Annotated in this window: 22 protein-coding genes; 13 read left to right on the top strand and 9 right to left on the bottom strand. The window is 67.3% G+C overall.

The annotated features are described in order from the left end of the window. Positions 1-38 precede the first annotated feature (38 nt). The 11 genes from hpaE to AC13C7_RS10450 all read left to right on the top strand — a co-directional run bounded on the left by hpaE (position 39) and on the right by AC13C7_RS10450 (position 15,151). Positions 39-1,556: a 5-carboxymethyl-2-hydroxymuconate semialdehyde dehydrogenase gene (gene hpaE, locus AC13C7_RS10500; protein WP_482867442.1), complete on the top strand. Its 1,518-nt coding sequence runs from the start codon at positions 39-41 to the stop codon at positions 1,554-1,556. A 45-nt stretch (positions 1,557-1,601) separates the two neighbouring features. Beyond that, a complete protein-coding gene (locus AC13C7_RS10495; RefSeq protein ID WP_482867441.1) occupies positions 1,602-2,453 on the top strand; it encodes a fumarylacetoacetate hydrolase family protein in 852 nt (283 codons plus the stop codon). Next, on the top strand, positions 2,450-3,250 hold the full coding sequence (gene hpaH, locus AC13C7_RS10490; protein ID WP_482867440.1) for a 2-oxo-hept-4-ene-1,7-dioate hydratase: 801 nt from the start codon (positions 2,450-2,452) through the stop codon (positions 3,248-3,250). Before AC13C7_RS10495 ends, hpaH begins: the two co-directional genes overlap by 4 nt. Positions 3,251-3,334: 84 nt before the next feature. Further along, positions 3,335-5,110 (top strand): autotransporter assembly complex protein TamA, encoded by a 1,776-nt coding sequence (locus AC13C7_RS10485; protein ID WP_482867439.1) that lies wholly within the window; start codon positions 3,335-3,337, stop codon positions 5,108-5,110. Next, positions 5,107-8,721 (top strand): translocation/assembly module TamB domain-containing protein, encoded by a 3,615-nt coding sequence (locus AC13C7_RS10480; RefSeq protein WP_482867438.1) that lies wholly within the window; start codon positions 5,107-5,109, stop codon positions 8,719-8,721. The genes AC13C7_RS10485 and AC13C7_RS10480 overlap by 4 nt, the downstream gene beginning before the upstream one ends. A 56-nt stretch (positions 8,722-8,777) precedes the next feature. Beyond that, positions 8,778-9,692: a LysR family transcriptional regulator gene (locus AC13C7_RS10475; RefSeq protein WP_172316953.1), complete on the top strand. Its 915-nt coding sequence runs from the start codon at positions 8,778-8,780 to the stop codon at positions 9,690-9,692. A gap of 94 nt (positions 9,693-9,786) precedes the next feature. Then, entirely contained in the window at positions 9,787-10,644 is an 858-nt protein-coding gene (locus tag AC13C7_RS10470; RefSeq protein WP_482867437.1) for an NAD(P)-dependent oxidoreductase, read from the top strand. Continuing rightward, entirely contained in the window at positions 10,641-12,146 is a 1,506-nt protein-coding gene (locus tag AC13C7_RS10465; RefSeq protein ID WP_482867436.1) for an aldehyde dehydrogenase family protein, read from the top strand. Before AC13C7_RS10470 ends, AC13C7_RS10465 begins: the two co-directional genes overlap by 4 nt. Positions 12,147-12,157: 11 nt before the next feature. Beyond that, entirely contained in the window at positions 12,158-12,883 is a 726-nt protein-coding gene (locus tag AC13C7_RS10460) for an LbetaH domain-containing protein (RefSeq protein ID WP_482867435.1), read from the top strand. After that, positions 12,880-13,761 carry a VOC family protein gene (locus AC13C7_RS10455; protein WP_482867434.1) on the top strand — a complete coding sequence of 294 codons (882 nt, stop codon included), beginning with the start codon at positions 12,880-12,882 and terminating at the stop codon, positions 13,759-13,761. The genes AC13C7_RS10460 and AC13C7_RS10455 overlap by 4 nt, the downstream gene beginning before the upstream one ends. Positions 13,762-13,897: 136 nt before the next feature. After that, entirely contained in the window at positions 13,898-15,151 is a 1,254-nt protein-coding gene (locus tag AC13C7_RS10450) for an NAD(P)/FAD-dependent oxidoreductase (protein WP_482867433.1), read from the top strand. Here AC13C7_RS10450 and AC13C7_RS10445 read toward each other — a convergent pair. Continuing rightward, complete coding sequence (locus AC13C7_RS10445) at positions 15,124-16,014, bottom strand: LysR family transcriptional regulator (RefSeq protein WP_482867432.1); 891 nt, start codon at positions 16,012-16,014, stop codon at positions 15,124-15,126. The genes AC13C7_RS10450 and AC13C7_RS10445 overlap by 28 nt on opposite strands. A 127-nt stretch (positions 16,015-16,141) precedes the next feature. Between AC13C7_RS10445 and gndA the strand changes: the two genes are divergently transcribed. Further along, a complete protein-coding gene (gndA, locus tag AC13C7_RS10440) occupies positions 16,142-17,548 on the top strand; it encodes an NADP-dependent phosphogluconate dehydrogenase (RefSeq protein ID WP_482867431.1) in 1,407 nt (468 codons plus the stop codon). Between the two features lie 8 nt (positions 17,549-17,556). On the opposite strand, the gene AC13C7_RS10435 is transcribed toward gndA, so the two are convergent. Continuing rightward, positions 17,557-18,306, bottom strand: a complete 750-nt coding sequence (locus AC13C7_RS10435; RefSeq protein WP_482867430.1) for a sulfotransferase-like domain-containing protein — start codon at positions 18,304-18,306, stop codon at positions 17,557-17,559. 99 nt (positions 18,307-18,405) lie between these two features. On the opposite strand from AC13C7_RS10435, the gene AC13C7_RS10430 reads away from it, so the two are divergent. Continuing rightward, positions 18,406-18,798, top strand: a complete 393-nt coding sequence (locus tag AC13C7_RS10430; protein WP_446121331.1) for a rhodanese-like domain-containing protein — start codon at positions 18,406-18,408, stop codon at positions 18,796-18,798. Here the strand turns inward: AC13C7_RS10430 and AC13C7_RS10425 are convergent. From AC13C7_RS10425 to AC13C7_RS10395, 7 genes are all read right to left on the bottom strand, one after another. Further along, positions 18,795-19,715, bottom strand: a complete 921-nt coding sequence (locus tag AC13C7_RS10425) for a 3-hydroxyacyl-CoA dehydrogenase NAD-binding domain-containing protein (RefSeq protein ID WP_482867429.1) — start codon at positions 19,713-19,715, stop codon at positions 18,795-18,797. The genes AC13C7_RS10430 and AC13C7_RS10425 overlap by 4 nt on opposite strands. Further along, positions 19,716-20,450 carry an SDR family NAD(P)-dependent oxidoreductase gene (locus AC13C7_RS10420; protein ID WP_482867428.1) on the bottom strand — a complete coding sequence of 245 codons (735 nt, stop codon included), beginning with the start codon at positions 20,448-20,450 and terminating at the stop codon, positions 19,716-19,718. Next, entirely contained in the window at positions 20,447-21,379 is a 933-nt protein-coding gene (gene kce / locus AC13C7_RS10415) for a 3,5-dioxohexanoate:acetyl-CoA acetone transferase (protein WP_482867427.1), read from the bottom strand. Before kce ends, AC13C7_RS10420 begins: the two co-directional genes overlap by 4 nt. A 43-nt stretch (positions 21,380-21,422) precedes the next feature. Then, positions 21,423-22,214: an SDR family NAD(P)-dependent oxidoreductase gene (locus tag AC13C7_RS10410; RefSeq protein ID WP_482867426.1), complete on the bottom strand. Its 792-nt coding sequence runs from the start codon at positions 22,212-22,214 to the stop codon at positions 21,423-21,425. Further along, positions 22,211-23,350, bottom strand: coding sequence for an aromatic ring-hydroxylating oxygenase subunit alpha (locus AC13C7_RS10405; protein WP_482867425.1), 1,140 nt, complete (start codon positions 23,348-23,350; stop codon positions 22,211-22,213). The genes AC13C7_RS10410 and AC13C7_RS10405 overlap by 4 nt, the downstream gene beginning before the upstream one ends. A gap of 96 nt (positions 23,351-23,446) precedes the next feature. Further along, on the bottom strand, positions 23,447-24,463 hold the full coding sequence (locus tag AC13C7_RS10400) for a GlxA family transcriptional regulator (RefSeq protein ID WP_482867424.1): 1,017 nt from the start codon (positions 24,461-24,463) through the stop codon (positions 23,447-23,449). A 45-nt stretch (positions 24,464-24,508) separates the two neighbouring features. After that, positions 24,509-25,504, bottom strand: a complete 996-nt coding sequence (locus tag AC13C7_RS10395) for a nuclear transport factor 2 family protein (RefSeq protein WP_482867423.1) — start codon at positions 25,502-25,504, stop codon at positions 24,509-24,511. Positions 25,505-25,569: the final 65 nt, after the last annotated feature.

The following is a 25,569-nucleotide window of genomic DNA, read 5'->3' as shown; positions in this document are numbered from 1 at the left end:
GCTTAACATCGTAACTGAATTGAAGGAGCAGCGCCCCAATGTCCGAACCCGACCTCGCCCGCAATCTTGAGACACTCGACGGCTACCTCGCCCGCTTCCGCGATACCGGCATCCGCAACCGCATCGCGGGGGCGGATCGTGACGGCGGAGGGGGCGTGTTCCAGACCACCTCACCGGTCGATGAAAGCCTGATCTGCGATGTCGCGCGCAGCGATGCGGGCGATGTGGATGCCGCCGCGCGCGCGGCGGCGGCGGCGTTCCCGGCCTGGCGCGACATGCCCGCGACCGAGCGTCGCCGCATCCTGATCGACGTCGCCGAAGCCATCGAGGCGCGGGCCGAGGAAATCGCGCTCTGCGAATGCTGGGACACCGGCCAGACCCTGCGCTTCATGTCCAAGGCGGCGCTGCGGGGGGCCGAGAACTTCCGCTATTTCGCGGGGCAGGTGACATCGGCCCGCGACGGCCAGAACCTGCCCTCACCCACGCTGGTCAACATCACCACGCGCACCCCCATCGGCCCCGTGGGCGTGATCACGCCCTGGAACACGCCCTTCATGCTGTCGACCTGGAAGATCGCGCCGGCGCTTGCCGCGGGCTGCACCGTGGTCCACAAGCCTGCCGAGGCCTCGCCCCTGACCGCGCGCCTGCTGGTCGAGATCGCGGAAGAGGCGGGCCTGCCGCCCGGCGTGTTGAACGTGGTGAACGGCTATGGCGAGGATGCGGGGCGCGCCCTCACCGAGCACCCCGCCATCAAGGCCATCGCCTTTGTCGGCGAAAGCCGCACCGGGTCGCTGATCACCAAGCAAGGGGCCGATACGCTGAAACGTGTGCATCTGGAGCTTGGCGGCAAGAACCCGGTCATCGTCTTCGACGACGCCGATCTCGAGCGCGCATTGGATGCCGTCATCTTCATGATCTACTCGATCAACGGGGAACGCTGCACCTCGTCCAGCCGCCTGTTGGTGCAGGACACGATCAAGGAAGATTTCGAGGCCGCGCTGGTCGAGCGCGTGAACAAAATCAAGGTCGGCCACCCGCTGGACCCCGCCACGGAAGTGGGCCCGCTGGTCACGCGCGAGCATTTCGACAAGGTCACCGGCTATTTCGACATCGCGCGCGCTGACGGCGCCACCATCGCGGCGGGCGGGGGCCGGATGGGCGAGGAGGGGTTCTTCGTCAAACCCACGCTCTTCACCGATGCCACCAACGACATGCGCTGCGCGCGCGAGGAGATTTTCGGCCCCGTCCTCACCTCGATCCCGTTCGGAACGGAAGAGGAGGCGCTGCGGATCGCCAATGACACCGCTTACGGCCTCACCGGCTATGTCTGGACCAACGACCTGACGCGGGCCCTGCGCGTCACCGACAGGCTGGAGGCCGGGATGATCTGGGTAAACTCCGAGAACGTGCGCCACCTGCCCACCCCCTTCGGCGGCGTCAAGGCCAGCGGCATGGGGCGCGATGGCGGTGACTGGTCGTTCGAGTTCTACATGGAGCAGAAACATATCGGCTTTGCCACCGGGGCGCATAAGATCATGCGTCTCGGCGCGGGGTGAGCGTCGGAATTTGAGTATTTGGACCAAGAAGATGGGGGCAGGGTGATGCGATTTGCAACGGTGCGCGCGGGCGGTGAGCGGCTTTACGGCGCGGTGTCTGAGGCGGGGTTCGTGGCGCTGTCACCCGATTTTGCGGAATGGGCCAGCCTGCGTGAGGTGATCGCGGCGGGCGGGCTGGCGCGGCTGGCCGAGGCCGCCGAGGGGCGCGGCGTGACGCATGAGAGCTTCACCTATGACCTGCCCGTGCCCGATGCGCGCGCGATCATCTGCGTCGGCGTCAACTTCCCCGACCGCAATGCCGAATACAAGGACGGCACCGATCTGCCGCCCAACATGTCGCTCTTCCCGCGCTTTGCCTCCTCCTTCACAGGGCATGGCCAGCCGCTGATCCGTCCGCCCGAAAACCACACGCTGGATTACGAGGGCGAGGTCGCGGTGGTCATCGGCAAGACCGGACGGCGGATCGCGCAGGCCGACGCCTATGACCATATCGCCGCGCTGACGCTGTGCAACGAGGGCACGATCCGCGATTGGGTGCGCCATGCCAAGTTCAACGTCACCCAAGGCAAGAACTGGGACCGTTCCGGCGCGATGGGGCCGTGGCTGGTGCCGTTCACCGATCCGGCGCAGATCGAAGAGGCGCACATCGAGACGTGGGTAAACGGGGACTTGCGGCAGCAGGACGCGCTTGCCCGCATGATCTTTCCGATCCGCCGCCAGGTCGAATATATCTCGACCTTCATGACGCTGCATCCCGGCGATATCATCGTCACCGGCACCCCGACGGGCGCGGGCGCGCGGTTCGATCCGCCGCGCTACCTTGTGCCCGGCGACGTGGTGGAGGTCACGGCCACCGGCCTCGGCACCCTGCGCAACAGGGTCGAGGATGAGGCATGAGCCCCGAGGACCACGCCCGCGCCGCCCGCGACCTGCTGGAGGCGGAACGCAGGGGAACCCAGATCGGCCTGTTGTCGCGGCGTTATCCCGGCATGACGATGGACGATGCCTATGCCGTGCAATCGGCGCTGATGGCGGCGAAACTGGCCGAGGGGCGGCGCGTCATCGGCTGGAAGATCGGCCTGACCTCGAAGGCGATGCAGGATGCGCTGAAGATCGACACCCCCGATTCCGGCGTGCTGTTCGATGACATGGCCTTCGATGACGGCGCGACAATTCCCGCAGGCCGCTTCATCCAGCCGCGCATCGAGGCCGAGATCGCCTTTGTCATGAAGGCCCCGCTTGGGGGTGCCGACGTGACGCGCGCCGCTGTGCTGGCCGCGACCGGTTCCGTTGCCCCCGCGCTGGAGATCCTCGACACCCGCATCCTGCGCGCCGACCCCGCGACCGGGCAGACGCGGGTGATCACCGACACGATCTCGGACAATGCGGCCAATGCCGGGATCGTTTTGGGCGATGCACGGCATGACCCGGAGGCGGTCGATCTCAGATGGGTCGGGGCTGTTGTCAGCCGCAATGATGAGGTTGAGGAGACCGGGCTTGGCGCGGGCGTGCTGAACGATCCGGTGGAGGGCATCGTCTGGCTTGCGCGGCGGATGGAGCAATACGGCCAACGCATCGAGGCGGGCCAGGTGATCCTCTCGGGCTCGTTCATCCGGCCCGTCGAATGCCCGCCCGGCAGCCGCATCCATGCCGATTTCGGCGGCTTCGGATCGGTCGACCTGCGCTTCGCCTGACATTGTCGTCACTTTTTCGGAATCCGGTGGAAACCAACAGGGGGGTGCCCTAGTTTTGGTATGACTGCGGACCGGGACCACATCATGCGCCACCTCTTCACGATTGCCCTTGTTTCCCTGCTTTTGGCCCCACCGGCGCAGGCGCAGAATGACGTTCGATTTCAAGTCCTTGGCGGCGACGAGGCGCTGCGCGATGCGCTGATCGCGGCCTCGCGCCTGCAGGCCGTCACGGACGAGGAGGACAGCGCGAGTCAGGACATCGTGGCCGCCGCCCGGTCCGACTATGCGCGCCTTCTGGCGGTGCTCTATGAGCAGGGCTATTTCGGCCCTGATATTTCCATCACGCTGAATGGGCGGGAAGTCGCCGGGATGTCGCCCTTCGACCGGATCACGCAGGTCCGGAGCGCCGCGATCACGGTGGAACCGGGCCGCGCCTTCCGCCTTGGCCGCGCCGTCATCGCGCCGCTCGCCCCCGGCACCGACCTGCCCGAGGGGTTTCGCAGCGGCGCTCCGGCGGGCACCGTGATCCTGCGCGAGACGACCGAGGCGGGCATCATGGGCTGGCGCACCCAGGGTCACGCCACGGCGGATGTGGGCAACCAGCAGATCACCGCGCGCCACAACGAGGCCGAACTGGACGCCGAGATCACGTTGGCCCCCGGCCCGGTCTACCGCTTTGGCACGCTGATCCCGCAAGGCGAGGAACGGATGCGCACCCGCCGGGTGTTGCGCATCGCGGGCCTGCCCACGGGCGAGGTCTATGACCCCGATGAGGTCGACCGCGCCGCCGACCGGCTGCGCGACACCGGCGTCTTCACCTCGGTCGGCTTCACCGAGATTCCCAACCCCGACGGCACCCTGGATGTGCAGGCCGAACTGGTCGAGGCCCCCCTGCGCCGCGTCGGGTTCGGCGCCGAGATCCAGTCGCAGGACGGGCTGACGGTCAGCGGTTACTGGCTGCATCGCAACCTCTTTGGCGGCGCGGAACGGCTGCGCTTCGACGCGGAAATCTCGGATATCGGTGCGCAGAACAGCGGCATTGACGGGTTCGTTTCGGGCCTTTTCTCGCGCCCCGCCGACCTGACACCCGACACCACGCTGGAACTGGGCTTTCGCATCGAGCATCTGGATGAGCCGACATTCGTGGAGGACACCGCCAGCATCAATATCGGGCTGGAGCATCAATTCTCGGACGAGCTGACCGCCACGGCGGGCGTCTTCGCACGCTATTCGGATGTGTCGGACAACTTCTCGGAGCGTTCGGTCTGGATGGTGGGCCTGCCGCTCGGGCTGACCTGGGATTCGCGCGACAACGCGTTCGACGCGGCCAGCGGCTGGTATGCCGATGCCACGCTGACCCCCTTCACCGCGTTCGAGGATGGCGGCGGTATCCGCGCCACCGCCGATCTGCGCGCCTATTACGGCTTCGGCGAAGAGGACAGCACCCGCCTGGCGGGCCGGTTGCAACTGGGCACCGTCGATGGCGGCGATATTGCCGCGCTGCCGCCCGATTGGCTGTTCTACTCCGGCGGCTCAGGGACGGTGCGCGGGCAGGACTACCAGTCGCTCGGCGCGATGCAGAACGGGGTGCAGACAGGCGGGCGCAGCTTTGCCGGGGCGTCCTTCGAGATCCGCCAGGACCTCTTTGGCAATTTCGGCGCGGTGGCCTTCTACGATGTGGGCTATGTTTCGGCGGGCGCCTATGGAGAAGGGGCCAGCGACTGGCATTCGGGCGCGGGGCTCGGCCTGCGCTATGACACGCCCATCGGCCCCATCCGCCTGGATATCGCCACGCCCGTGTCGGGGGATGGCACCGGCGAGGATGTGCATCTCTACCTCGGTATTGGACAGAACTTTTGACCCGTTTCCTGATTGCCCTTTGTCTGATCGTCCTCGCCGGCCCCGCCCTGGCGCAGGACGAGCAGGAGCGTGACCGCTCGCTGATTGTCGGTTTCATCGAGGATGCGCTGTCGGACGGGGCGGCGCGTTCGGTGCGGATCGACGGGTTCTCCGGCGCGCTCAGCTCCACCGCGACGCTGGAGCGGCTGACCGTCGCGGACGCCGATGGCGTCTGGCTGACCATCGAGAATGCGGAACTGAACTGGAACCGCTCCGCGCTGTTCGCGGGCCAGGTCGACATCACCCGGCTGGCCGCCGAGCGCATCGCGCTGGAGCGATTGCCCGTCTCCGAAGGCGGCGACATGCCCCCGCCCGAGGCGGTCCCGTTTTCCCTGCCCGAATTGCCCGTGTCGATCCAGATCGGTGAGTTGCAGGTCGACCGGATCGAGCTTGGCGCGCCGCTTCTGGGGTTCGAGGTGCTGGCCAGCGCCAGCGGATCGGTGTCGCTGGCAGGCGGCGAGGGCACGGCGGCGCTGGACCTGACGCGACTGGACGGACCCGAAGGCGTCTTCGCGCTTGCCGCCAGTTATTCCAATGAAACCGGCGTGTTGGACCTCAACCTTGAACTGACCGAGGATGCGGGCGGCATCGCAGCGACGCTGCTCGACATCCCCGAAACGCCCTCGGTCGAACTGGCTGTCGAAGGGTCCGGCCCGCTCAATGACTTCGCCGCCGACATCACGCTTGCCACTGATGGCGAACCGCGCCTGTCGGGCGACGTCACGCTCAGCCAGTCCGACGCGGGCGCGCGGCAATTGGCGGTCGACCTTTCGGGCGATGTGGCGCGGCTGCTGGCCCCGGACTACCAGCCATTCTTCGGCAATGCGGTCAGCCTTCAGGCGCTTGCGATCACCGCGCCGGATGGGGCGATGGTGCTGGACCGGTTCGAGATCACCACCGCCTCGCTCTCCGTCTCGGGCTCGGGCGCGCTGGACCCGTCCGGCACGCCGGAGCGCTTTTCGCTGACCATGCTGATGCGCCCCGCCGAGGGCGAGCTCGTGCGCCTGCCGATCCCCGGCCAGCGGGTCGAGGCCGCCAGCGCCGACATCTCGCTCAGCTATGACCGCACGGCGGGGGATAGCTGGCAGGGGCAGGCCTCGCTGATCGACCTGCGGCTCGACACGATGCGGCTGGACGAGGCGCAGCTTGACATGTCCGGCACGATTCTGACGCCGGATAACACGCTTGAAGGCGTCACTGCCGAAGTTGCCGCCAGTTTCGAGGGGCTGACGCTGGAAGATGACGCGCTGCAACAGGCGGTCGGCTCCGCCGGGCAGGCCGGGTTCGACCTGGTCTGGTCCGATGGCGACCCGGTCGAGATCACCGATCTGACCCTCTCCACCCGCAACGCGCAACTCAGCGGCAGTGCCGATTTCACCACGCCGGAAGAACAGCTGATGCTGGCGCTGCAACTTGAGGGGATGCTGCCCGACCTTTCCGCCTTCTCGGCGCTGGCGGGCAGCGATCTTGAGGGTGCCGTCGCGGTCGAATTGCGCGGCGCGGTGGAGCTTCTGTCGGGCGCCTTCGACCTGCGCATCGACGGCACCGGGCAGGAAATCGCGCTTGGTGTCGGCGAGCCGGAGGGGATCCTGGCGGGCGAAACCGTGATCAGCGCGCTGGCCATTCGCGACGAAGACGGGTTGCGCATCGACAATTTGCGGGTCGAGGGGCAGGAGATCACCGCCAGCGGCAGCGTGGCACTGGCCAGTGACGCCAGCCGGGTGCAACTCGACGCGGCCCTGCGCGAGGCCGGTCTGATCAATCCTGCCCTCTCCGGGCCGCTGACACTCGCGGCGGCGCTGGAGCGCGGGGCCTCCGATACGCCTTGGGACGTGGAGGCCGAGGCGCAGCTGCCCAACATCGCCGTGACCCTCGCCGGTCAGGTCGGCCGGCCCGATGGCGGGTTCGACCTGCGCCTCGACGGCGTCGCGCAGGATCTTGAGCTTGGCCTGGGTGAGCCCGAGGGCCTTCTGGCGGGTGAAACCACTATCGGCGCGCGCGCCGTGCAGGATGCCGACGGCCTGCGCATCGAAGATTTGCAGGTCGAGGGCCAGCAGATCATCGCCAGCGGCAGCGCCTCCATCGCGCCCGAGGCCAGCCGGGTGCAATTGGACGCGCGGCTGCGCAATGCCGGCCTGCTCAGTTCCTCCGTCTCCGGGCCGTTGACGGTCGCGGCAACACTGGAACGCGGCGCGTCCGATACGCCCTGGAACCTGGAGGCCGAGGCGCGGCTGCAAAACATCGCCGTGAACGCCACGGGCCAGGTCGGCCTGCCGGATGGCGCGGTCGATCTGCGGGTGACGGGCAACGCCGCGCTGGCGCTGGTCAACCCGTTCATCGCGCCGCGATCAGTGCAGGGCACCGCAAATCTGGACCTGCGGATACAGGGCCAGCCTGGTCTGCCCGCCGTTTCCGGCACGATTTCGGCCAACGGGTTGCGCGTCGCGGCCCCCAACCTGGGGCTGGCGCTGGAGAACCTTTCGGCCAATGTGCAACTGTCGGGCGGGCGCGCGAGCGTCAGCGGCCAGGGCGCTCTGTCGACGGGGGGCAATGTCAACCTCGATGGCTCGGTCGATCTGACCGGGCCGGGGCTGCCGGGAAATATCGACGTGACGCTGACGCAGGCCCGCATCGTGCAGGGCGATTTCCTGCAAACCGTGGTGACGCGTGGCGACATCTCGATTTCGGGGCGGCTCACGCAGGGGCCGACGATCAGCGGCCAGATCGACCTGGGCCAGACCGACATAGTGCTGACAAACTCCACCACCGGCGCGGCCGAACCGATCCCCGACATCCGCCACGTGAACGAGGACCGCGACTCGCGCATCGCGCGGGCCAATGCGGGGCTGATCGGGCAGGGAGGCGGCGGTGCCTCCGGGCCTCCCCTGCCGCTCGATCTGACCATCTCCGCGCCCAACCGCATCTTCGTGCGTGGCTCGGGGCTCGATGCCGAAATGGGCGGCGCGATCCGCATCGGCGGCACCACGGCCAATGTCATCCCCTCGGGCCAGTTCGAGCTGATCCGGGGCCGCCTATCCGTGGTCGGGCAGCGCTTCGACCTGATCGAAGGCTCGGTGACGCTACAGGGCAGTTTCGACCCCTACCTGCGTGTCGTGGCACAGACCGAGGCGGGTGACGTGCTGGCGCGCATCATCGTGGAGGGGCCGATCTCGAACCCGGAACTCACGCTCACCTCGACGCCAAGCCTGCCCGAGGACGAGATCCTGTCGCGGCTTCTGTTCGGGCGCGAGGCCTCCAGCCTCTCGGCGGTTCAGGCGCTGCAACTGGTCGATGGCCTCTCGCGGCTGGCGGGCTCGGGCAGTGTCATCGGCGGCATCCGCGACAGCCTCGGTGTCGATGACCTCGACCTGACCACCGATGCCGAGGGGAACGCGCAGGTGCGCCTTGGCCGCTATATCGGTGAGAACGCCTATACGGATGTGCAGATCGGCTCGGACGGAGAGGCCGAGGCCTCGATCAACCTCGATCTCACCCCCAATATCACTGCGCGCGGCAGCTTCTCCTCGGACGGGCAGAGCGGGATCGGCGTGTTTTTCGAACGCGACTACTGAGGGACGTTGCGTTTTGTGCTATGCTGCAACGGTATTCGTTGCGTATGGGGGCGGAGATGCAGAGCCTCGACCCGAAACAGACCCGCGCCTTTCTGGCCGCGACCACGGCGGGCACCGTGCGCGGCGCGGCGGAAGCCCTGGGCGTCGAGCCCTCCACCATCAGCCGCGCCATCACCGGGCTTGAGACGACACTGGCCACCCGCCTCATCGAACGGGGCCGCCGGGGCGTGCAACTGACCGAGGCGGGGGCGCTTCTGCGCGACCACCTGCGCCGGGAAGCCTCTGAGATGGAAGCGCTGCAATCGCGCTTCGATGCGCTCAAGGGCATGGCACGCGGCACCGTGCGGGTGGCGGTGGGTGAAGGCTTTGTCGGCGATCTGGTCGGCGGCGCACTGCCCGGTTTCGCGGCCACCCATCCCGGCCTGACCTACGCGCTGGAGCAGGGCTCCACCGATGCCGTTCGTCACAGCGTGATGACCGATCAGGCCCATCTGGGGCTGGCCTATGACGTCGCCCCCGACCGCGCGCTCAAGCTTCTGGCGCGCCACCCGCAACCCCTGATGATGCTGGCGCGTCCGGGGTCGCGCTTTGCCGATCTCTCCGCGCCGCTTTCCATGGCGGCGCTGGCAAATCTTCCGGCGGCGGTGCTGACGGGCGGTTACGGTGTCGGGTCGGTTCTGGCACGGGCCGAGGCGCGGGCGGGTCACCGGCTGCACGCGGTGGTCGAGACCGGATCCATCGCCGTCCTCTTGGCCTTCGCGCGCTCCGGCATGGGCGTCACCGTCCTGCCGCGCTTCGCCGCCATGGCCGATATCGCGGCGGGCGGGCTGGTCGCGCGCGAGATCGCCGAGCCCGAGTTTCAGACCGGCGAAGCCGCGCTGATCGCCCGCAATGGCCGGGAACTCCCGCGCGCCGCGCAGTCCATGGCGGCGAATCTGGCCCGGCGCATGGCGGCTTTCGGCGGGCAATAGGTTGCGTGGCGCGCAACGATAAACTCCGATCCTTGCCTTTCCTGCCGCGCCGATCCCTGCCACTCTGGCGGGGAAACCGGCGGAGGGCAGGAGAATGAAACTCGGCATCATCGGATGCGGCAACATGGGCGGCGGCATGGCGCGGCATCTCGCTGACAGCGGCTGGCAGGTGGCGGCGCATGATCCCGATGCGGACCGGTTGGCCGCGTTGGCGGGGGTGGACGCTTTCCCCCACGCCCGTGCCCTCGCCGCCGCCTGCGACGTGATCGTGCTCTCGCTACCCACCGCCGCCATGGTGCGCGCGGTCATGGCCGAGATCGCTGATGCCCTGACCCAAGGCGCCACGATCCTGGATACCTCCACCTCCGACCCCGCCACCTCGCAGGCGCTCCATGCGGCGTGCGCGGCCAGGGGCGTCCAGTTTATCGACGGCCCCGTCAGCGGCGGGCCATCTGCGGCGCGGGCGGGCAGCATGACGATGGTTCTGGGCGGCGAGGCCGACGCCATAGAGGCCATCCGCCCGCTTCTGGACGCGCTCACCGCCAGGACCGTGCATATCGGCGGCCCCGGCGCGGGCCATGCCGCCAAGATCGTCAACAATATGCTCTGCGCGGCCAACCTTGTGCTGGTCGCAGAGGCGGTGCGGCTGGGACAGGCCGCGGGCGTCGCCCCCGCCGCCCTGCTGGAGGGCGTCAATGCAGGCTCGGGCCGCTCCGCCGTCAGCGAGGTGAATTTCCCCAAATGGGTGCTGCCGGATGCCTTCGACAGCGGCTTCACCATGGGCCTGATGCGCAAGGATGTGCGGCTGGCGCAAACACTGGCAGAGGGTGCGGGCGTGCCGATCCCCGCCTTCACCCGCATCGCGCAGATCTGGGCCGACAGCGCCGCGACCCTGCCCGACGGGGACGATTTCAACCGGATCGTGCAGTTTCAGACGGAGCAGGACCAATGACGCGGGCCCGGATTTTCACCGACACCATGGCCGAACTTGGCCTCAATGGCCGTATCCAGAGCCTCATCGGCGGCGTCCTCATGGACGGGCAGGGCGAGGATATCCCCCTGATCGACCCCTACACGGAAGAGGAGCTGACCCGCTACGCCGATGCCGACGCGGCGCTCGCCACCCGCGCCTGTGACGCCGCCGCGCGTGCGCAACGCGTCTGGATGGGGGATTTTACCGCCGCCGGGCGTGGCCAGGTCATGCAAGACGCCGCCCGCGCGATCACCGCCCATGCCGAGCCGCTGGCAAGGCTCGACGCGCTCATCGCCGGAAAACCGATCCGCGATTGCAGGGTGGAAATCGCCAAGGTCGCCGAGATGTTCGCCTATTACGCCGGGTGGGCCGACAAGCTGCATGGCGAGGTCATTCCGGTCCCCTCGGGCCACCTGACCTATACGATCCGTGAACCGCTTGGCGTGGTGTTTCAGATCACCCCCTGGAACGCGCCCGCCTTCACCGGCGGCTGGCAGATCGCGCCCGCCATCGCGGCAGGCAACGGCGTGGTGATCAAGCCCTCGGAACTGACGCCCGCGACCACCGTGGCGTTGGTGAAGCTGGCCGAGGGCGCGGGGTTGCCGCCGGGTCTGGTGAACGTGCTGGCGGGGCTTGGGACCACGGCAGGGCAGGCCGCCATCGCTCATCCCGCGACGCAGAAGGTGATTTTCGTCGGCTCCCCCGGCACCGGGCGGCGCGTCGCCGTCGCGGCGGCCGAGGCGCTGACGCCCTGCGTCCTGGAACTGGGCGGCAAATCGGCCAATATCGTCTTTGACGACGCCGACCTGAAAGCCGCCTGCCTCGGCGCGCAGGCCGCCATCTTCTCAGGCGCGGGGCAAAGCTGCGTCGCCGGATCCCGTCTGCTGGTGCAAGACGGCATCCGGCCCGACCTGACCGAGATGCTGACCACGGGCATGAACGCGATCAAACTTGGCGATCCGCTGGACGAGGCGACCGAGATCGGCCCGGTCGGCAATGCCGGTCAACTGGCCCATATCAGGCGTGTCCTCGACGGCGCGCAGCATGATGGGGCCGACCTCATGACCCGCGACAGCCTGCCCGATCGCGGCTTCTTCGTTGCGCCCACGGTGCTGACGGGGCTCGGCAACCGCAGCCTGCCCGCGATGACCGAGATCTTCGGCCCGGTCGTCACCACCATCCCCTTCGTGGATGAGGAAGAGGCCGTAAGCCTCGCCAATGACACGGTATTCGGCCTTGCCGGCGCGGTCTGGACGGCGGATGTGGGCCGTGCGCATAGGATGGCGGCAGCGGTTCGCGCAGGCACGTTCTGGGTCAACAGCTACAAGGCGATCCATGTCTCGGTGCCCTTCGGCGGCTCCGGCCAATCGGGCTATGGTCGGTCCTCCGGCTCCGACGCGCTGATGGAATATACCGCGCCCAAGGCGGTCTGGCTGGACGCGGCCCCGGTCCCGCGCATAGCGTTCGGCTACACATCCTGAAAGCGCGCGCGATGATCCATGACGAGACCCGAGACCTCTTGCAAGCCAGTCCCGACGCGGCGGCGATGACCGGCATCACGGCGGCGGATTGCGCCGACTTCCCCAGGTTGGCCGGCGCGCTCCTTGGCGGGATCGCCGCGAATGACGGGGTGCGGGCGACCGTCCACGCCGCCTATGCCGAGGCGCCCGCGCTGGTTGAGACCTCCAGCCATGACATCAGCGAAACCGCCCGGCGAAATTTCGAACCCGGCGGGCGCGCGGGCGCGCTGCTCTTCTCGCGCGGGGTGCAGGCGGTGATGGCGCATCGCGTGGCACATCACCTCTGGGGCCAGGGCGATCAGACCCGCGCCATGGCCCTGAAATCCGTGCTTGGCCGCGCGCTCTCCACCGATATTCACCCTGCTGCCCGGATCGGGCCGGGGCTGTGGCTGGATCACGGGCTCGGCTGCGTCATCGGCGAGACGGCGGTGATCGGGCGCGATGTCTCGATCTGGCATAACGTGACGCTTGGCAGCACGCTGACCGATAGCGGCCCGGACCGGCACCCGAAGGTCGGCGACGGCGCGGTGATCGGGGCGGGGGCGGTGATCCTCGGCAATATCCGTGTGGGGGCCGGGGCCAATGTGGGCGCGGGGGCGGTCGTGCTGCAAGACGTGCCCGACGCCATGACCGTCGCTGGCCCGCGCGGCGAGATCCGTGGCCCCGCAAGGGTCCGCTTCGCGCCGGAGCGATCATGAGCGCCAGTTTCGGTATCGACCATCCGCTGATCGCCACGCGGGATGTCGCGGGGCTGCGGAACCGGCTGATCTCGCTCGGTTTCACCATGACGCCGATCGGGCGGCATCCCTGGGGCACCTCGACCAGCCTCGCCATGTTCCGGGGCTGCCTGATCGAGATCATGGGGGTCTATGACGAGGCCCTGCTGGACACGCATCCGGCGGGCGATTTCCGCTTTGGCCGCCATGTCCACAGCCATTTGCAGGCGCGTGAGGGCGTGGCGCTGACCGCGCTGCACAGCGAGGACAGCCGCGCCGATGCGGATCGGGCAGAAGCGGCTGGCTTCACCGTCGCGGGTCATCTTGAGTTTGGCCGCGACGTGACCCTGCCCGATGGGCGGCAGGACCGCACCAAGACCACGCTGGCCCTCATGCCCGACACCCAGTTTCCGCGCCTCTCATTCTTCCTCTGCCAGCAGCACCGGCCCGAGTTGATCTACGTGCCGCGCTGGCTGGAGCATCCGAACACCGCCTGCGGCATCGCGGGGGTGACGATCCGGGCCGAGGCCCGCGACCGGACCGCGCTGCGCCCCCGGCTTGAACGCCTCTACGGCCCTGTGCGTGACCTGCAAGGCGGTTTCGAGACGCAAACCGCCAATGGTGTGATGCGGGTGCTGACGGGGGCGGCTTGCGAAGACCTCCTCGGGCCGCTGCCCGACGCCGTGCGGGCAGACCCTCAGCCCGCCATCGTCGGCATGGACATCAAGGTGCGGGACATGACGGTGCTGGCAGATCACGTCGCGGCCAGCGGGATGGCGGCGCGCCACGAAGGCGGCGCTGTTATCCTCGGCGATCCCGCCCGGACCGCCAGTGTCACCCTGCGGTTTGTGACAGGGTGACGCCGGAGCGCGGCCCGCCTGTGGCCCGCAAATGCGCGCGGTCGGCCGAGCGCTCCGCCCGGACCACTCCGGGGCTTTACCTCCACCCATAATCCCGGACATGGTCGATCCAGCGCACGCACAACAAGGACCAGACATGGCGCAGGACAGCGATCATCCAATCATCGTCATCGGTGCGGGCATCGTCGGCGTCTCGGCGGCGATCTGGCTGGCACGCGCGGGCCGCAATGTCACGCTGATCGACCGGGGCGCGCCGGGGATGGGCACCTCCTACGGCAATGCCGGATTGCTCGCGGCTTGTGCCATGGTCCCGGTCACCACGCCCGGCCTGCTGCCCAAGGCCCCGCACTACCTGCTCAGCCGCAATGAACCGCTCTTCCTGCGCTGGTCCTACCTGCCGCGTCTGGCCCCCTGGCTGGTGAAATATCTCGCCCATGCCAACGACCCCGACACGCGCCGTATCGCGCAGGGCCTCACGCCCATCACCGCCGACACGGTCGAACAGCACAAGGCCCTGACGGCGGGCACCGGTGCTGCGCATTGGATCACGAACAGCCCCTACCATTTCGCCTACAAGACCCGCGCAGGCTATGAGGCCGACGCCTATACCAACGCCCTGCGCCGCGAGGCAGGCTTTGTGCCCGACATTATCGAAGGCCCTGCGGTGCAGGAGGTCGAACCGGCCCTGGGCGCAAAGATCACCTGCCTCGCCACCTATGCCGACCACGCCTATATCCGCGATCCCGGCGGCTATGTCGCGGCGCTGGCCGAGGAATTCGTCAGGCTTGGCGGTGACGTCCGGCAGGCCGAGGTTCATGACTTTAGCCTGTCGGATGGCAAGGTCTCCGAGGTGATCACCTCATCCGGCGCGATGCCCTGTTCGGGTGTCGTGCTGGCCACCGGCGTCTGGTCGAAACCGCTGATGCGCAAACTGGGCCTGAAGGTGCCGCTGGAATCCGAGCGCGGCTATCACATCGTCTTTGAAGGCGCGGAAGGCGGCCCGTCCGCCCCGGTCATGGTCGCCTCGGGCAAGTTCGTCGCCACGCCGATGGCCGCCGGTTTGCGATGTGCCGGCGTGGTGGAGTTCGGCGGGCTCGATGCGGGCCCCTCGCGAGCGCCCTTCGCGCTTCTGCGCCGCCAGGTCGCCGCGACCTTCCCCGGCCTCGTCGCCGCCCGCGAGGAGGAATGGCAAGGCCACCGACCGGCGCTCACCGACAGCCTGCCGATGATCGGCGAGGTCGGGCAAACCGGCGTCTTCGTCGGTTTCGGCCATCACCATATCGGGTTGACTGGCGGGCCCAAGACCGGGCGGCTGATTGCCCAGATGATGACGGGGCAGGGGCCGAACCTGGATATGTCGCCCTACGCCCCTGGCCGCTTTGCCCGCTGATCCCAGTCGACCGCCCGCACCATCGCGGCGAAATCCGAGACCTCCTCGCGCTCCACCCGATCCTCGCGCATCAGGAGGTCGACCTGCCGGTGTTCGCCAAGATCCTCGAAGGCACGAAAGGCCAACCTCTCGGGGTCGATCTGAATGACCGTGCTCGGCAGCACGGTGACCCACTGCCCGCCGCGCACCATCGCGGTCAGCGTCAGCGTGTTCAGCGCCGACATCCGCGCGGTGCCCGTCGCCTCACGCACAGCCTCGATCCGGTCCGACAGCTCGTTGCGCAAGACCTGCTGAGCGCCCAGATCGGCCAGCCGCAAGGGGGCGCTGCGTGTGGCCAGCGGATGATCCCGCGCCATGATCAACCCGAACGCGTCCGAGAAGAGCGGCACCGCCCGCCCCCCCCGCACCGGCCCCGCAGGCGCGGCAACGCCGATGTCGATCCGTCCCCGCGTCAGCGCCTCAAGGATGCCGACCGAATCCATGTCGCGGATTTCCACCGAGACGCCGGGATGGCGGGCCAGGAACGCCCCCACGACCTGCGGAAAGATCATCCCCGCCACCGACGGCACCGCCGCCACCTGGATCAACCCCTGCGGCGCGGTGGCAAACCCCTCGATGGCGCGGATCGTGGCGTCGAACTGCTGCAATTCGCGCCGCGCCTGATCCAGCACATATTCGCCCAGGGGCGTCAGCCGGTTCTTGCGATCGGTTGCAAAGAGGCGCTGGCCCAGATGCTCCTCCAACCCCTTCAGCGTCATCGAAATCGCCGAGGGCGTGCGCCCCAGCCGGGTCGCCGCCTCCGCCAGGGTGCCGCTTTCGGCGACAATGGCGAAGGCGCGCAGCATCTCGATCTTGATCGTCATCGGCTTCAAAATCCCTGAAATCCAACCCTGTCACTCCAATCTGGCTGACATATCCGCCCCCGTCCATCCGGCATATCGCCAGGCCCGCCCGACCGCGCTATATCTGGGGTCAACCAAGGGGGACGGCATGGGCAATTGCGATATCGGACTGGTGGGCCTGGGCACGATGGGGGCGGCGCTGGCGCTCAACATCGCGGAAAAGGGTTTCAACATCGCGGTCTGGAACCGCACCGGCGCGAAAACCGAAGCCTTCATGGAAGGGGCCGGGGCGCTTGCCGCGAGGATCACTCCGGCGCAAGAGCTGGCGGATCTGGTCGCCGCCCTCAAGCCCCCCCGCGCGATCATCCTGATGGTGCCCGCGGGCGACCCGGTCGATCAGCAGATCGCGGCCCTGCGCCCGCTTCTCGACACTGACGACCTGATCATTGACGCGGGCAACGCCAATTTCCGCGACACGAACCGCCGCATGGCCGATCCCGGCGCGTTTCTCGGCATCGGTGTCTCGGGCGGCGAGGCGGGCGCGCGCCACGGCCCCTCGATCATGGGCGGCGGCGACCGCGCGCATTGGGACCGCGTCGCGCCGATCCTGACGGCCATCGCCGCCGACTATCATGGCATGCCGTGCGCCGCCTGGCTCGGGCCGGAAGGCGCGGGCCATTTCGTCAAGGCCGTCCATAACGGCATCGAATATGCCGACATGCAGATGATCGCCGAGATCTACGGGCTGATGCGCGACGGGCTTGGCCGCAGCGCGAACCAGATCGGCGATGTCTTCACCCGCTGGAACAGTGGCGCGCTGCAAAGCTACCTTGTCGAAATCTCCGGCCAGGTCGCCGCCGCCCATGACGCGGCCACGAACGGCCCGCTTCTGGATGTGATCGTTGATGCGGCGGGGCAGAAGGGCACCGGGCGCTGGACCGCGATCGAGGCGCAGCATCTGGGTGCGCCGATCCCCGCGATCGAGGCCGCCATCACCGCCCGCAACATCTCGGCCCGGCGCGAGGAAAGGCAGGCCGCCGAAGCCCTCTTCGGCCCCGCGCCAAAGCCCATCGACGCGGGCATATTGCAGGACAGCGTGATGGAAAAGGCCCTCATCGCGGGCAAGGTGCTGTGCTATTCCCAGGGCTTCGGAATGCTGGCCGCCGCCGCGCGGAGCTTCGGATGGACCATGCCTCTGCCAGAGGTCGCGCGGGTCTGGCGCGCAGGCTGCATCATCCGCTCGGCGATGCTCGACGACATGGCCGACGCGCTGACGGAAGACGCGGGCCGCACCCTGATGATGGCCCCGGTTTTCGCGGACCACCTGCGGGCCGGCCACGCCGCGCTGCGCACCCTCGTGGCCACCGCCGCCACGCATGGCATCGCGGTGCCCGCGCTCGCCTCGGCGCTGGCCTATTTCGACGCCATGCGCACCGCACGCGGCACCGCCAACATGATCCAGGGCCAGCGCGATTTCTTCGGCTTGCACGGCTTCGCGCGGCTGGACGATGGCAGCACCGGCCAGCACGGGCCATGGGCGGACGCGGAAAGCTGACAACCCTGTCAGAAATCGCGCCTCTGCGCCTCCGCCACGTCACGCAGAATTTCGTAAAACGTCAAGTGATGATCCAGGTAGTCCGTGTAAGGCGCGCCAAGTGCCGCGGCCTCCGCCACCGGGTCGCCCTCCCGCTCGGGCGGGCGGATTTGCCCTGAGGCCAGAACCTCGCCATGCCACTGCTGCACCGCCTCCCAGTCTGACGGCACCTGCCTGTCCCAGGACAGCGCTTCGGGCCGGTTCCGCAACCCGACATGCGCCCCATAGGCCCGCATGACGGCCTCAGGATCGCGGCGCAGATCGTCGGACAGGATCACCAGCGGCGTATGTCCGGCCTCTCTAAGGGTTTGATATAGAACCCATTCCGCCTCGATCCCCAGTTCCACGCTGGCAAAACCGGGGTCCTTCCTGGCGTAGGACAGGATGCTTTCGGCGGGATGGCGCACCAGGAACGCATGGGTGATCGCATCGCGGAACTCTGCGTCATCCGGCAGCGTGTCCAGCACGTAATAGGCCATGTCCTTGAAGAAGACCGGCCCGCCCTCGGCCCGCCGCAGGATCATCTGGCGCGTGTCGGCATAATCCGCCGGATGGTCGGGGTCAGGGCGGAAATCGGGAAAGCGGCGCGGCGCGCGGTTGAGGTAGTAATCATACAAGAACGGTTCATGCAGCACGTCCAGGTCGCCGCGCTCCCGCATCACCCTCTCGAACGCGGTCGAGACCGAGCGGGGATGGCACCAAAGGGCAAATATCCTCATGAAATCAATCCTATGTCTCTGCATTTTCAGGGTCAATCCGAACCCGGTTGATCGCGTCCGAAATGGCGGGCAAGCTGTCGGTCGAAGCGGAGGCATGACATGACCGAATTGAAGACGACCGCCGCCCGGATGGTGGCCGAGGCCCGCGCCCGGATCGAGGAGATCGACACCGCCGACCTGATCGCGCGGGCGGATGATCCCGACCTGGTTATCGTCGATATCCGCGATATTCGAGAGCGGAAACAAGGCTTTATCCCCGGATCGGTTCATGCCCCGCGCGGCATGCTGGAATTCTGGATCGACCCCGAAAGCCCCTATTTCCGCGAGGTGTTCGGCCAGGACAAGACCTATATCCTGCATTGCGCGGCGGGCTGGCGCTCGGCGCTGGCCACCGCGACGCTCAACGACATGGGCTTTGCCTGCGCCCATCTGCGCGACGGGTTCCAGGATTGGGAGGCGCAAGGCGGCCCCGTCGAGCGGCCCGAGGGTTAACGCAAGCCCCTCGTCGCCTTCTGCATCGCCGTGATCAAGGCATCGCGCCGCGCCGACATCTCCGCTGGATTGTCCTGTCCTTTCATGCCGTTGACCAACATGCGCGCCGTCTCCGCATCCAGGTGCGGCGTGCCCAGATCATCCCACCAACGGTTAAAGCTGTCGGCGTAGCGGGTGCAGAACTCCTCCAGCCCGCCCGCGCCCGCGCCGAGGTGAAACAGCGTCGTCGGCCCCATCGCGGCCCATCTGAGGCCGGGGCCCGCCCACATCGCCTTGTCCACATCCTCGACGCTGGCAACCCCCTCGCGCACCAGGTGAATCGCCTCGCGCCAAACCGCGGCCTGAAGCCGGTTGGCAACATGGCCCGGCACCTCTCGATTGACACGAATGGTAATCTTTCCAATGGTTTGGTAGAAGCCCTCCGCGTCCGAGATCGCCGCCGGATCGGTGCGGTCATTGCCCATCACCTCGACCAGCGGGATCAGGTGCGGCGGGTTGAACGGGTGCCCCAGAACGAAGCGGGCAGGGTCACGCCAGCCGCCCTGCATTTCGGAAAGTGTCAGACCGGAGGCGGAGGAGGCCAGGATCGCCCCCGGTTTCAGATCCGCTTCGATTTCGGCGAAGAGCGCATGCTTCAGCTCCACCCGTTCCGGCACGCTTTCCTGAATGAAATCAGCATCTTGAACAGCAGTTTTCGCATCACTGTGAAAGCGGATCGCATCCGGATTTCCATGTTCCACCAACCCCAACTCAACCAATGTCGGCCACGCCCGCGCGACATACTCCCGCAACGCCTTTTCCGCCCCCGGCGCCGGATCGTAGACTGCGACCGTCCGGCCCGAGGCCAGGAAAAGCGCCGTCCAACTGGCCCCGATCACACCCGCGCCGAGGCTGCAAACATGTTTGAAATCAGTCATCTAGAGCAATCCCGGCTGGATGGGGGAGGCCGCCGTCATGCCGCCATCCACGGTGAACATCTGGCCCGTTGCGAACGCCGCCTCGTCCGAGGCCAGCCACACCGCCATCGCGGCAATATCTTCCGGTCGCCCGAACCGCCGCACGGGATGGCGGGCCAACGCATCGGCCCGCGCCTTTTCCGGCTCGCGGGCCAGCGCAAACCCCGCCTCCAGCATCCCCGTCTCGATCCAGCCGGGACAGATCGCGTTGCAGCGGATGTCCGGCCCATGATCGACGGCGATGGAGCGTGTCAGCCCATGCACGAAGGCCTTTGACGCGTTATAAAGCGCCATCGACGGATCGGCGTGACGCCCCGAGATCGAGCCGATATTGACGATCGCGCCAGACCCCATCAGCGGGATGAAGGCGCGGCAGGTGTTGAACACCCCGCGCGCGTTTACGCCCATGACCGCGTCCCAATCGGCATCCGTGCTGTCGGTGACGGTCCTTTCCACCTGAACGCCTGCGTTATTGACCAGAATATCAATCTTGCCAATGGTTTGCGCTGCGTCGTTCACTTGAACCGGGTCCGCCACATCAAGGCTCTGCCAAGCACAGGGCAGCCCGTCGGGGGCCGGTCCGCGCCCGCAGGTGATCACCTCGGCGCCTTCCGCCAGGAAGGCTTCGACGATGCCGCGCCCGATGCCCTGCCGTCCGCCGGTCACGAACGCCCGCTGGCCCGCGAGCCGGGTCAAAACGCCACCCGGTCGGCACCTTTCAGCGCCAGCCTTTCGCGGGCCTCGGCGGGGGTTGCCACGCGCAGCCCGAGGTTCTCGACGATCGACCGGATCCGCGCCACCTGCTGCGCGTTCGAGACCGCCAGTTCGCCCTTGCCGATATAGAGGCTGTCCTCCAGCCCGACCCGCAGATTGCCGCCCAACATCGCGCTTTGCGTGGCAAAGGGCATCTGGTGCCGCCCCGCCGCCAGCACCGACCATTCGTAGTTTTCCGGCCCGAAGAGGCGATCGGCGATCTTGTGCATGTGCATCAGGTTCTCCAGGTCCGCGCCGACCCCGCCAAGGATGCCGAAGACCATCTGGATGAAGAAGGGCGGCTTGATAAGACCCTGATCAACAAAGAATTTCACGTTGTAGAGATGGCTGAGATCGTAGCATTCGAACTCGAACTTCGTGCCATGCGCTTCGCCCAGGGTCTTCAGCGCATATTCGATGGTGGCGAAGGTGTTGGGGAAGATGAAATCGCGCGTCATGCCGAGAAATTCGGGCTCCCAGTCATGTTGCCAATCCTTGTATTTCTCCAATAGCGGGAAGAGGCCGAAATTCATCGACCCCATGTTGAGCGAGGCCATTTCCGGCGAGGCATCGGTGGCCGCGCGCAGGCGCTCCTCCATGCTCATGCCAAGCCCCGCGCCCGTGCTCACGTTGATCACCGCGTCGGTGGATTGCTTGATGACCGGCAGGAATTTCTGGAACGTCTCGGTGCGCGGGTCGGGCTTGCCGGTTTCGGGGTCGCGGGCGTGCAGGTGGATTATCGACGCGCCCGCTTCCGCCGCCTCGATGCTGGCAGTGGCGATCTGGGCCGGTGTGATCGGCAGGTGCGGGGACATGGTGGGCGTGTGGATGCCGCCCGTGGGCGCGCAGGTGATGATGACGGATTTGGGCATGGACCCCTCCAATTTCGCAAGGCGTGGGCAGTTTGCCCACCGTTCACAATCGCATCTGCTGGACCTGCGCGGAAAGCCCGCCATCAAGCACCCAGAGCTGGCCGGACGCATAGCGCGCCTCGTCCGAGGCCAGCCAGGTCACGAGGTTGGCGATATCCTCGGGCGTGCCGTAGCTCCGCATCGGATGCACGTCACGCACGGCCTGTTGCAACTGGTCGATGGTCTTGCCGCCCGCGCCTGATCCGTCGCCCTCGAAAAAGCTCTGCAACATCGGCGTGTCGATATAGCCGGGGCAGATCGCGTTGACGCGGATGCCTTCGGGGCCGTGATCGCAGGCCATCGCACGGGTCAGGGCATGGACCGCGCCCTTGGTGGCGCAATAGGCGGCAAGGCCGGGATCGGCGATGAAGCCGTCATAGGAGCCGAAATTGATCAGGCTGGCAGTGGTGCCGTCCCTTGCTGCCTTGCGCAGCAGGGGCAGGGCGTGTTTCGAGGTCAGGAAGGTGCCGGTGACATTGACCGCGAAGCTGCGGTTCCATTCGTCCAGGCTGGTGTCCTCGATGGTCTTCTCGATCTCGATCCCCGCGGCGTTGACGAGGATGTCGAGCTTGCCCACCTGCGCCTCAATATGCGCCATCGCGGCCTTTACCGCTGCCTCATCGGCCACGTCCAGCGCGACGTATTGGCCATGGGCGGCGGCGCGGTCCAATGAGCCCGTGTCGCTCAGATCGCCCGCGAAGACCTGCGCGCCTTCCGCCTCGAAGCGGGCGCAGATCGCGCGTCCGATACCGCCGCGCCCGCCCGTGACGAAGGCCGTCTTGCCCTTGAGCCTCATGGCGCCGCCGTGCCGTAGGCGTCAAGAACAAGACCGTGGAAATGGTGCACCGCGTGTTCGGATTTGCCCGATCCCTCGGGGTCATGCACGATTCGGCCCTGCTGGAACGCGGGCGTGGACATGCCGCGCTGCACGCTTTCGACAAGGCCGATATCCTCGGGCTGCAGCACCTCGTCGATATAGCGCATCGCGTCGATCTCCATCGGGTCGGGATCGGGCGTTTCCAGGTAGAAATCGTAGGTTTCCAGCGTCCTGTCCGGCCCGACGGGCACCACGTTCAGCACGATCATCGAGGAGCGGCCCGGATAGCGCATCAGGCAGGTCGTCGGCCAGAGCCACCAGACCGCATGGGTGCGCACGGTGGCGTTCGACACGTCATAGGCGGAATTCGCGCCGGTCCCGGCCTCGGCCATGTGGCTGGAATAGATGCCGTATGTGGTGACCTTGTAGGTGTCCATGTCGACGAGGTCGCAGAAATCCTTATGCGCGGTCGGGCAGTGGTAACATTCGAGGAAGTTGTCGACGACGTTCTTCCAGTTCGACTTGATGTCATAGGTCAGGCGGCGGGCGAAGGTCAGGTTCTCTATGTCAGGCGCCCAATGGCGGATCTCGGTCTCCAGATTGCCCGCGACCTCCTGCAAGGGGGCCGCGTCGGGGTCGAGATTGACGAAGACGAAACCCGCGAATTCGGTGACCTTGACCTGATCGAGGCAGATGTCATTGGTGTCGAAATCCTCCAGCGCGTCCGTTTCCGGGGCGCGGACCAACTCGCCCGAGAGGCGATAGACCCAGGCGTGATAGGGGCACATGATGCGGCTGGTATTGCCCGCGCCCGTCAGCAGCATATGCGCCCGGTGCTTGCAGACATTGTAGAAGGCGCGCAACAGGCCGTCCCTGGCACGGGTGATCACGATCGGCTGGCCCGCGATATCGGCGGTGACGTAATCGCCGGGAGCGCGCAGTTTCTCGACGTGACAGACCCATTGCCAGTGCTTCGCAAGAATGGCCTGCCGGTCGGCCTCGAACCAGGCATTATCGGTATAGGCATCGGCCTTCAATGACAGCGACCGGCGCGGGTCGGGGTCATAGCCGTGGCGGATTTGCGCGAATTGGCGGGGGGAGGGCAGGTCGGTCATGGCGTGGCCTCAAACTCATCTCTGGCGCGAGGATCGTCGCAGATCGGTCGTCGGACCAGCCCTCGGTTCGACAGGAAAGCAACCGGGTTGGACATCTCAGCCGCCCTTGCGATGCATCGGCCAGGCGCGGAACTCGAACGGCACGCGGCCCTCGACCCGGTCCTGGCGCGGCGGCAGGCCGAAACGCTCCTTGTAGGCGCGGGAAAAATGCACCGGGCTGGCAAAGCCCGAGGCCAGCGCCACCTGTGCCAGCGCCATGTCGGTCTGCGTGACCAGCCCGCGCGCCCGGTCCAACCTTATATCGCGGTAATAGATCGACGGGGTCTTGCCGACATGCCCCTCGAACAGGCGGTTGAGCTGCCGGTGCGAGACGCGGGCCGCGCGGGCGATCTCGGCAATGGGGATCGGGGTTTCAAGATTGGCCTCCATGGCGGCGATGGCGCGGCGCAGGGCGGTGGGGGTGACGCTGCCCGCGGGCTCGGACGCGCCCGCGTTCTGGGTGCTGCCGGGCGGGCGCAGGGATTGGTGAAACAGGTAGCGCGCGGCGGCATTGGCGGTCGCATCGCCATGCGTGCCGCGCAGGATGTTGAGGGCGAAATCCACCGAGGCGCTGCCGCCCGCGCAGGTGATCCGGTTGCCGTCGAAGACGAACAGATCCTCGCTGACCTCGATCTCGGGGAAGGTCTCGCCAAACGCGTCGATATGTTCGTAATGCACCGTGGCGCGGCGGTCCTTGAGCAGGCCGGCCCGGGCCAGGATGAAGGCCCCGGTATCCAGCGCGCCAAGCGTGCTGCCGGAATGCGCCCATTGCCAGAGCTGCGCGTGCAGGCGCGAGGAGCGGTGCTGTTCGGGCGTCCAGCTGGAGGAGACGATGACGATATCGAAGCGGTGCTCCGGCAGGTCGTTCAGCGCCACCGTCTCGACCTGCATCCCATTGCTGGCGGTGCAGGCGCCACCGGACCCCGAAACAAGCGTCCAGTCGTAAAGCCCGCGCCCCTCAAGATAATTCGCGGCGCGGAACGGGTCGATGAAGCCCGCCGTGGCCCCCAGGTTGAAATAGGGCGTCACGAGGATCAGCAGGTGTAGGGTCTTGTCGGGTCGCGTGTGGTTCATTTCCCGTCCATTCGGGATCAGGAAAGCACAGAAACCGGCCGTTGCCTAGACGGTCCCGTTCCGCGCCAGCACGTCCAGCCCTTGTGTCTTGAGGTAATGCAGCAGGTCGATGAAGACCCAGTTTTCCGCCAGCTTGTCGCCGCGCCGCCGGTAGATGTCGATGACGCGAAACTCGCCCGCCGTGGTGCTGGCAGGCAGGCCCATGAAGCCGCCCGTGGGGATCGCGGTGAAATTGGGCCAGCCGAAGAAGCCGCCGTAATGCCCTTCGGCCAGTCGGGCGATGTGGCGGGTCCTGGAGCGTTCGGTAAAGCCTGCGCGGAACGGCGCGGAATGCTGGCGGGCGTAGCGCGCGATGGTGTAGCTTGCGCCGATGCCCGCAGGCCCCCACCAGAGCATGTCGTCATGCCAGGTCTGCGCCAGTTCCTCCTCAAGCGGCAGCCCGGATTTCCAGGTGCCGAGGTCATTGATCATAGCGTTGATCACGGCCAGCGTCTTTTCGCCCGCGCCCGGATCCTGCGGTCCGGTCAGCAGCCCGTCATGGGGGCGCGGCCCCGGCTGGACCAGATGCGCGGCGGTTTGCGGCGGGAACGGGTTCTGCCCCGCCTGCATCATCAGGTGGGGGATGTCGAAAAACGCGGCGGTCTCCTTGATCTTGCCCCCCTCGACCCGGTGGAAATCGCAATAGCGCAGCATGGTCAGCCGCCCCGAGGGCCGGATGCCGAGCCAGGGCGCATCGAAGAGGCCCATCAGATGGCCCATGGACACGACCCAGACCGACGCGCCGCCATCGAGGCTGTTGGCCCCGGCAAAGAACACGTCCATGCGGCGCTGGATATGGGTGAGCGACCCGCGCAACCCGTCCCAGAACCGGCTTCCCACGGCCTCGGCCCCGGTGATCCGGTCGAACGGGTGCATGCCGCGCCACAGGTAATCGGGCGCGGTAAAACGGGCGAGGGTGTCGGCGGCGGCGTCCGCCGGGGCGGCCTCCAGCGCCTCCTGGCAGGCCAGAACCAGGTCCTTTGCGGCTTGGATGTCTTGCATGGTGCCTCACGTGGAGCGAATCGCCCGGACGGTGCGGGCATGGCCGGATTAAGCACCGGATCGCC

It is taken from the genome of Alterinioella sp. B-7, assembly GCF_056857775.1.
Note: the sequence above shows the minus strand (reverse complement) of the source record. Positions and strands in the feature narration are given on the sequence as shown.

Excerpts from the sequence above, each read along its gene's own strand:
- hpaE (WP_482867442.1), top strand. The coding sequence starts at position 39 with ATGTCCGAACCCGACCTCGCCCGCAATCTTGAGACACTCGACGGCTAC.
- AC13C7_RS10495 (WP_482867441.1), top strand. The coding sequence starts at position 1,602 with ATGCGATTTGCAACGGTGCGCGCGGGCGGTGAGCGGCTTTACGGCGCG.
- hpaH (WP_482867440.1), top strand. The coding sequence starts at position 2,450 with ATGAGCCCCGAGGACCACGCCCGCGCCGCCCGCGACCTGCTGGAGGCG.
- AC13C7_RS10485 (WP_482867439.1), top strand. The coding sequence starts at position 3,335 with ATGCGCCACCTCTTCACGATTGCCCTTGTTTCCCTGCTTTTGGCCCCA.
- AC13C7_RS10475 (WP_172316953.1), top strand. The coding sequence starts at position 8,778 with ATGCAGAGCCTCGACCCGAAACAGACCCGCGCCTTTCTGGCCGCGACC.
- AC13C7_RS10470 (WP_482867437.1), top strand. The coding sequence starts at position 9,787 with ATGAAACTCGGCATCATCGGATGCGGCAACATGGGCGGCGGCATGGCG.
- AC13C7_RS10465 (WP_482867436.1), top strand. The coding sequence starts at position 10,641 with ATGACGCGGGCCCGGATTTTCACCGACACCATGGCCGAACTTGGCCTC.
- AC13C7_RS10460 (WP_482867435.1), top strand. The coding sequence starts at position 12,158 with ATGATCCATGACGAGACCCGAGACCTCTTGCAAGCCAGTCCCGACGCG.
- AC13C7_RS10455 (WP_482867434.1), top strand. The coding sequence starts at position 12,880 with ATGAGCGCCAGTTTCGGTATCGACCATCCGCTGATCGCCACGCGGGAT.
- AC13C7_RS10450 (WP_482867433.1), top strand. The coding sequence starts at position 13,898 with ATGGCGCAGGACAGCGATCATCCAATCATCGTCATCGGTGCGGGCATC.
- AC13C7_RS10445 (WP_482867432.1), bottom strand. The coding sequence starts at position 16,014 with ATGACGATCAAGATCGAGATGCTGCGCGCCTTCGCCATTGTCGCCGAA.
- gndA (WP_482867431.1), top strand. The coding sequence starts at position 16,142 with ATGGGCAATTGCGATATCGGACTGGTGGGCCTGGGCACGATGGGGGCG.
- AC13C7_RS10435 (WP_482867430.1), bottom strand. The coding sequence starts at position 18,306 with ATGAGGATATTTGCCCTTTGGTGCCATCCCCGCTCGGTCTCGACCGCG.
- AC13C7_RS10430 (WP_446121331.1), top strand. The coding sequence starts at position 18,406 with ATGACCGAATTGAAGACGACCGCCGCCCGGATGGTGGCCGAGGCCCGC.
- AC13C7_RS10425 (WP_482867429.1), bottom strand. The coding sequence starts at position 19,715 with ATGACTGATTTCAAACATGTTTGCAGCCTCGGCGCGGGTGTGATCGGG.
- kce (WP_482867427.1), bottom strand. The coding sequence starts at position 21,379 with ATGCCCAAATCCGTCATCATCACCTGCGCGCCCACGGGCGGCATCCAC.
- AC13C7_RS10410 (WP_482867426.1), bottom strand. The coding sequence starts at position 22,214 with ATGAGGCTCAAGGGCAAGACGGCCTTCGTCACGGGCGGGCGCGGCGGT.
- AC13C7_RS10405 (WP_482867425.1), bottom strand. The coding sequence starts at position 23,350 with ATGACCGACCTGCCCTCCCCCCGCCAATTCGCGCAAATCCGCCACGGC.
- AC13C7_RS10400 (WP_482867424.1), bottom strand. The coding sequence starts at position 24,463 with ATGAACCACACGCGACCCGACAAGACCCTACACCTGCTGATCCTCGTG.
- AC13C7_RS10395 (WP_482867423.1), bottom strand. The coding sequence starts at position 25,504 with ATGCAAGACATCCAAGCCGCAAAGGACCTGGTTCTGGCCTGCCAGGAG.